8 protein-coding genes are annotated in these 6,360 nt (G+C 68.1%); 4 read left to right on the forward strand and 4 right to left on the reverse strand.

From position 1 onward, the window contains the following. Positions 1-185: hypothetical protein (locus ACT6XY_RS21910; protein WP_444750427.1), on the forward strand; the 185-nt coding region annotated here is incomplete at its 5' end. Between the two features lie 63 nt (positions 186-248). Here ACT6XY_RS21910 and ACT6XY_RS21915 read toward each other — a convergent pair. Together ACT6XY_RS21915 and ACT6XY_RS21920 are read right to left on the reverse strand one after the other, a co-directional pair. Then, positions 249-1,487, reverse strand: a complete 1,239-nt coding sequence (locus ACT6XY_RS21915; RefSeq protein ID WP_444750428.1) for a vWA domain-containing protein — start codon at positions 1,485-1,487, stop codon at positions 249-251. Between the two features lie 140 nt (positions 1,488-1,627). Next, positions 1,628-1,933, reverse strand: a complete 306-nt coding sequence (locus ACT6XY_RS21920; protein ID WP_444750429.1) for a hypothetical protein — start codon at positions 1,931-1,933, stop codon at positions 1,628-1,630. A gap of 301 nt (positions 1,934-2,234) precedes the next feature. On the opposite strand from ACT6XY_RS21920, the gene araD reads away from it, so the two are divergent. Next, complete coding sequence (gene araD, locus ACT6XY_RS21925; protein WP_444750430.1) at positions 2,235-3,971, forward strand: L-arabinonate dehydratase; 1,737 nt, start codon at positions 2,235-2,237, stop codon at positions 3,969-3,971. Between the two features lie 17 nt (positions 3,972-3,988). Further along, positions 3,989-4,705, forward strand: coding sequence for a ribonuclease activity regulator RraA (locus tag ACT6XY_RS21930; RefSeq protein ID WP_444750431.1), 717 nt, complete (start codon positions 3,989-3,991; stop codon positions 4,703-4,705). A gap of 16 nt (positions 4,706-4,721) precedes the next feature. On the opposite strand, the gene ACT6XY_RS21935 is transcribed toward ACT6XY_RS21930, so the two are convergent. Together ACT6XY_RS21935 and ACT6XY_RS21940 are read right to left on the reverse strand one after the other, a co-directional pair. Next, positions 4,722-4,877, reverse strand: a complete 156-nt coding sequence (locus ACT6XY_RS21935) for a hypothetical protein (protein WP_444750432.1) — start codon at positions 4,875-4,877, stop codon at positions 4,722-4,724. A gap of 87 nt (positions 4,878-4,964) precedes the next feature. After that, positions 4,965-5,939 carry a Bug family tripartite tricarboxylate transporter substrate binding protein gene (locus ACT6XY_RS21940; protein WP_444750433.1) on the reverse strand — a complete coding sequence of 325 codons (975 nt, stop codon included), beginning with the start codon at positions 5,937-5,939 and terminating at the stop codon, positions 4,965-4,967. 180 nt (positions 5,940-6,119) lie between these two features. Here ACT6XY_RS21940 and ACT6XY_RS21945 point away from each other — a divergent pair, with 180 nt between their 5' ends. Further along, entirely contained in the window at positions 6,120-6,302 is a 183-nt protein-coding gene (locus ACT6XY_RS21945) for a hypothetical protein (RefSeq protein ID WP_444750434.1), read from the forward strand. Positions 6,303-6,360: the final 58 nt, after the last annotated feature.

Here is a 6,360-nt window from a genome sequence, read left to right on the forward strand (position 1 = left end):
GCCCCTTCATCGGTCGTCCCGGCCCGCGCCCCGGTCCCTTCATCGGCCGCCCGGGCCCCCGCCCCGGCCCGTTCATCGGCCGCCCCGGCCCCCGTCCCGGCCCCTTCATGGGACGGCCCGGCCCGCGCCCCGGCTTCGCGATGGGCGGCAGGGGGCACTTCGGCGGACGCTTCGCCCGCCGCTGACCTCCAGCCCCCAGACGAGGAAGGCCCCGGACCACTCCGGGGCCTTTCGCGCGTCGGCAACCATCAATTGGTAAGGCGCAGGCGGGTGAGCTGGCCGCCGATGTCGCTGAGGGTGGTGAGGAGCTGGGTCGGATTGGTCATCAGCGTGAACTTGTCGGTCGTGCTGGCGCAGTTCCTCATCACCGTCGACGTCGCATCGCCTCCGGTGTTCACCTGGATGGTGTAGAGCGTGATCCCGGCGGCCTTGACCGCGTTGCAGAGCAGGGCCTGGCGCGCATCAATGTCCGTCTGGCGGTCGGAATGGCGGCTCTCGGTGTTCAACCCGTCGGAGATGAGGATGATGACCTTCTTGTAGGTGTATTTCGGGTCTTCCGCCGGCGCATTCATCGGCAGGCCCTGGGTCAGCGTCTGCCAGGCCCAGGCGAGGCCGATGACCTGGTTGGTGTTTCCGGCCGGGCTCATCTGCGCCACCGTGGAGCGCAGTTGACCCCAATTGGAGGTCAGCGGCTGGATCGCGACGGGCGTTCCGCCGGTGTAGTTCTCGTTCATCGCCGGAAAATAGGTCGAGGAACCGGTCGGCGTCGCGTTGGAGATGTCGTTGTTCTTGTCGCGATCCTGGACGGCCCCGCTCCAGCTCGTCGAGCAGAAGATCCACGTGCAGACCGTCGCGTCGGACATGCGGAGCCAGGTCGCGTTGCGGTAGGACGTGCCGACATTGACCACCTTGGCGAAGGGGATCAGGGACACGAGCACGTCGCCGTCGTTCTTGGCGTTGTCCTGCAGCTGCGTGAGCAGGCTCAGCGTCGCCGTCTTCAGGGCCGTCATCTTGCCGGCGCTCGACATCGATCCGGTATTGTCGAGCGCGATGGCCACCCTGAGGCGGGTGATGCCCCAGGCCGTCTTCGACGAGGCCGACACTGCCACGGAATTGATGCCGACGACGGGAAGGAAATGAGCCGGCAGGTCGAGGGTCGCCTTAAGCTCGAGGGTAGACGTGGTCACCGTCGCGACCACGCTCGGCGTCGGCACGCCGGCCTCCTTGAACTGGGACGCGAAGAAGGCCAGCGCGTCCGACCTGATCTGGTCGGTCGTCTTTCCGGAGGCGCGGGAGGAAGCCGAGACGGCCGCTGCGTCGAGCGCCGACTGGAGCTTTGCCTGGACGCGGGCACCGCGGGAATAGTCCACCGCGAGGCCGATGAAGCCGAATATGGCGACGAGGCAGATGGCGAAGGTGATGGCAATGCTGCCCCCCGCCTCACGGCGTAGCCGACGCAGGACGGCGAGGTCGGGGCGGAAAAGCATGAAAAAAGCCGATGGGCAAAAGCAATCTGCCTGCAACGATGACAGGCAGTCCTTGCCGAACCGCTAACGCGCGGTTGCACGCCGGCCTTTGTCCCTCACACCCGGAACGGCGGTCCCGGGCGGACGCACCGCCCTGCCGATCAGCGCAGGAATCCGTCGAGCACGTCGTCGAGGCGCTTGGTCGGGGCGCGCTGGCATTCGGACGTGACGCGGGACAGGACCTGATCGTAGGTCATGTTGCGCAGGATGTCCTTGTTCTTGTGGAAGGCCGAGGCCGAGAGATAGCCAAGCATCCACTCGCGGTACTCGGCGGCCTGGGGCGTGGTGCGCACGCGCAGCCAGACAGAGCACTGGTCCGTGCCATGGCCGAGGATGCGAATCGCCTGGGCCTCGCCAGCCATGAGGGCGGTGAGGGCGACTGCGGCGACGAGGGCGATGCGGCGCATGGATGTGTCCTCCTGGGGGCGAGCCCGGCGGCGACCCCGGGTGCGAGCGGCGGGAGCCTAGCCGTGGCCGGGATTTTCGCAAGCGCCATGACGAGAGGCACAGGCAGGGCTCCAAGATGCAAATCGATTGAAAATGATGCAGCGCAGCAACGATTTCCATGCGACGAGGCCTGTTCCTGCGGCCGAAATCGTCGTCGCACCCGGTACTTAGTCTTGCCATCCGGCCCGCCCCGGCCTTGGATGGGCGCCCCGGCCACGCAAGAGCCGGCCCGCCACCGAAACGCCCGATCACGAGATGCCCATGACCCGCCGCAAGACCCCTGCGGACCTCCGCAGCGCCCGTTGGTTCGCCCCCGACGACCTCCGGTCCTTCGGCCACCGCTCGCGCTGGATGCAGATGGGCTACGCCCCGGAGGACTGGGTCGGCAAGCCGATGATCGCCATCCTCAACACCTGGTCGGATGCGCAGCCCTGCCACGCCCATTTCAAGGACCGCGTCGAGGACGTGAAGCGCGGCATCTTCCAGGCCGGCGGCTTTCCCATCGAACTGCCCGCGCTCTCCCTGTCGGAGAGCAACGTCAAGCCGACCACCATGCTCTACCGCAACCTGCTCGCGATGGAGGCGGAGGAACTGATCCGCTCCCATTCGGTCGACGGCGCGGTGCTGATGGGCGGCTGCGACAAGACGACACCCGCCCTGCTGATGGGCGCCACCTCGGCTGGCCTGCCGATGATCTACGTGCCGGCAGGGCCCATGCTGCGCGGCAACTGGAAGGGCCATACGCTCGGCTCCGGCTCCGACGCATGGAAGTACTGGGACGAGCGGCGGGCCGGCAACATCTCCGACCGCGACTGGACCGACGTGGAGGGCGGCATCGCCCGCTCCTACGGCGTCTGCATGACCATGGGCACCGCCTCGACCATGACGGCGATCGCCGAGGCCATCGGCATCACCCTCCCCGGGGCCTCGGCCATCCCCGCCCCTGATGCCAACCACAAGCGCATGTGCGCGGCGGCCGGCCGACGGATCGTCGACATGGTGTGGGAGGACCTGAAGCCGACGGACATCCTCACCCGTGCCGCCTTCGAGAACGGCATCACGGTCGCCATGGCCATGGGCTGCTCGACCAACGCCATCATCCACGTCATCGCCATGGCGCGGCGGGCCGGCGTCGACATCAGCCTCGCCGATTTCGACAAGGCGAGCCGCAAGGTGCCCGTCCTCGCGAACGTCCGGCCGAGCGGCGACACCTACCTAATGGAGGACTTCTACTACGCAGGCGGCCTGCCCGCGCTGATGACGCGGCTCACCGACCACCTGCACCTCGGCGCCGTCACCGTGACGGGCCGGCCGCTGGCCGAGAGCCTCGACGGAGCGGAGGTCCACAACGACGACGTCATCCGGACGGTGCAGAATCCGATCTATGCCGAGGGCGCGCTGGCGGTGCTGAAGGGCAACCTGTCGCCCGACGGCTGCGTCATCAAGCCGAGCGCCTGCGAGCCGCGCTTCCTGAAGCACAGCGGCCCCGCCCTCGTCTTCGACGACTATCCCTCGATGAAGGCGGCGATCGATCGCGACGATCTCGACGTCACCGCCGACACGGTGCTGGTCCTGCGCAATGCAGGGCCGCACGGCGGTCCGGGCATGCCGGAATGGGGCATGCTGCCGATCCCGAAGAAGCTGGTGAAGCAGGGCATCCGCGACATGGTGCGGATCTCGGACGCGCGCATGTCCGGCACGAGCTACGGCGCCTGCATCCTGCACGTCTCGCCGGAGGCGCATATCGGCGGGCCGCTGGCGCTGCTGCAGACCGGCGACATCGTCGACCTCGACGTCGACGGGCGCACGCTCAACATGCGCGTCACGGACGAGGAGCTCGCCCGCCGCCGGGCCGCCTGGCAGCCGCCGAAGGCCCATTACGAGCGCGGCTACGGCTGGATTTTCACGAAGCACATCAAGCAGGCCCACGAGGGCTGCGATTTTGACTTCCTCGAGGAGAGCTTCGGCGGCCCGGTGGCCGAGCCGGCGATCTTCTGAGCTGCGGAGCCATTTTCATGAGCCTCAAGACCGAGACCCGCGAGAAGCTGAAGGGCGTCTCGACCGCCACCCTGTGCACGGCGCTGTTCAAGCGCGGCCTGCGCAACCAGTTCATCCAGGACGTCAAGCCGCTGAACCCCGCGCTGCCGACCATGGTCGGGGAGGCCTTCACGCTCCGCTACATCCCGGCGCGGGAGGACCTCAACCCGATCACCGTATTCCAGGACCGCAGCCATCCCCAGAGGAAGGCGGTAGAGGAATGCCCGCCCGGTGCCGTCATGGTGATCGACAGCCGCAAGGACGCGCGGGCGGCCTCAGCCGGCGGCATCCTCGTCTCGCGCCTGATGATGCGGGGTGTCGCGGGCGTCGTCACCGACGGCGGCTTCCGTGACAGCGCGGAGATCGCCGGCCTCGCCATTCCGGCCTATCACCACCGCCCCTCGGCGCCGACCAACCTCACGCTGCACCAGGCGCTGGACATCAACGTGCCCATCGGCTGCGGCGACGCCGCGGTCTGGCCCGGCGACGTGGTCGTCGGGGACGGCGACGGCGTGGTGATCATCCCCGCCGCCATCGCCGACGAGATCGCCGCGGAGGCGGTGGAAATGACGGTGTTCGAGGATTTCGTGACGGAGAAGGTGCTCGAGGGGCGCTCGATCCTCGGCCTCTATCCGCCGACGGACGAGCAGACCAAGGTCGACTTCGCGGCCTGGCGGGAGAAGGCGGGGCGCTAGCCGCCCCGCGACGGCCCTACCACCAGGGGTCCGGCAGCCAGCCGATGAGGTAGAGCCCGGTCAGGATGATCATCAGCAGGAACAACGAGCCGCCGGCGCCGCGCGTGCCGCCGAGATAGCCGCCGAAGACCAGAACCAGGATCAGCAGGACAACCAGAAAACCGGTCCACATGGGCCCCTCCTCATGGGCCGGAGCCGAGGGGGCTCCGACCTTTCCGGGAGGGATAACGCGCGAACCGGTATCAGGTTCAGGCGACGATCACTGCGGCTCGATGCGCGCTTCGCGGACGATGACGCGGTAGCGCTCGCGCTCGGTGCGGGCGAAGGCGGTGAAGACGTCCGGTGTGTTCGGCGCGGCGACGGCGCCGATCTCCTTGAGCTTGGCCACCACGTCGGGGCGGGAGAAGATCTCCTTCACGTCCGCCGCCACCTGGTCGACCACGGCGCGCGGCGCGCCGGCCGGTGCGAAGAGACCGTGCCAGGTGGCGATGTCGAAGCCTGGGAATGTCTCCGCGATGGCCGGAATCTCCGGAGCCGTCGGACTACGCTCCTTCGACGTCACCGCGATGGCGCGCACCGTTCCGCCCTGCGACTGCGGCAGCGCGAAGGTGATGTTGTCGAAGGCGAGATGGATGTGGCCGCCGACGAGGGCGTTCATGATCTCGTTGGAGGAGCGGAAGGGAATGTGCGTCATCGGCGAGCCGATGAGGTTGGAGATGATCTCGGCGGGGATGTGGTTCGAGGCGCCGATGCCGGACGAGCCGTAGTTCAGCTTGCCCGGATTGGCCTTCGCATAGGCGACGAACTCGCTCATCGTGCGGGCCGGGATCTGGTTCGACACCACCAGCATGTTCGGCAGGGTGGCGAAGAGGCTGACCGGCTGGAAGTCGCGGTCGGCGTCGTAGTTCATGTTCTTGTAGACGTAGGGCGCGATGGCGTGGGTGCTCGCCGTGCCGACGAACAGCGTGTAGCCGTCCTTCGGCGCGCGGGCGGCGGCGGTGGCGCCCACCGTGCCGCCGGCACCGGCCCGGTTCTCCACAACGAAGGCGGTGCCGTATTTCTGCTGCATCGCCTGGGTGAAGATGCGGGCGAAGAGGTCGGTGGTGCCTCCGGCCGTGAACGGCACGATGACGGTCACCTGCCGCTGCGGCCAGGCGGGAGCGGCGGTCTGGGCTTCCGCCCGCACGGCCGTCAGGGCCAGGGCGCCCAAGAGCGCCAGCATCATTTTCTTCATCAGTTTCCTCCCGGCAATGTCATGGTTCCCGCAGGGCGGGCCTTGCCTTGGTCCGGAGTTTGAACCGTTTGAATCGGATCGGAAAGGGGAAACTGCGGAATGGTCAGCCGGGAGGCCGGTGGGGGCCGGAACGATGACGGGGGTTGGTGGGTTGTCCCGGCAAGTCACCCGGAGGCCACCATGATGATGCAGAGCGCGCCGATCCTACTCGGCACCCCCTATTTCGGCACCCCGCAGCCGCCGATGCCGGAACCCTTCCCCCAGCCGGGCCCGGTGCCGATCCCGCCCCAGCCGGACCAGCCGGATCCGATGCCCAACCCGCCGCAGCCGGAAGATCCGATCCAGACCCCCGACACCATGTGAGATGTGAAGAGGCCCGCCGGATCCCGGCGGGCCTCTTTGCTTCGATCAGCGGCTCACC

Origin of the sequence: Phreatobacter sp. (assembly GCF_052440005.1) — a bacterium.
Lineage (GTDB): Bacteria > Pseudomonadota > Alphaproteobacteria > Rhizobiales > Phreatobacteraceae > Phreatobacter.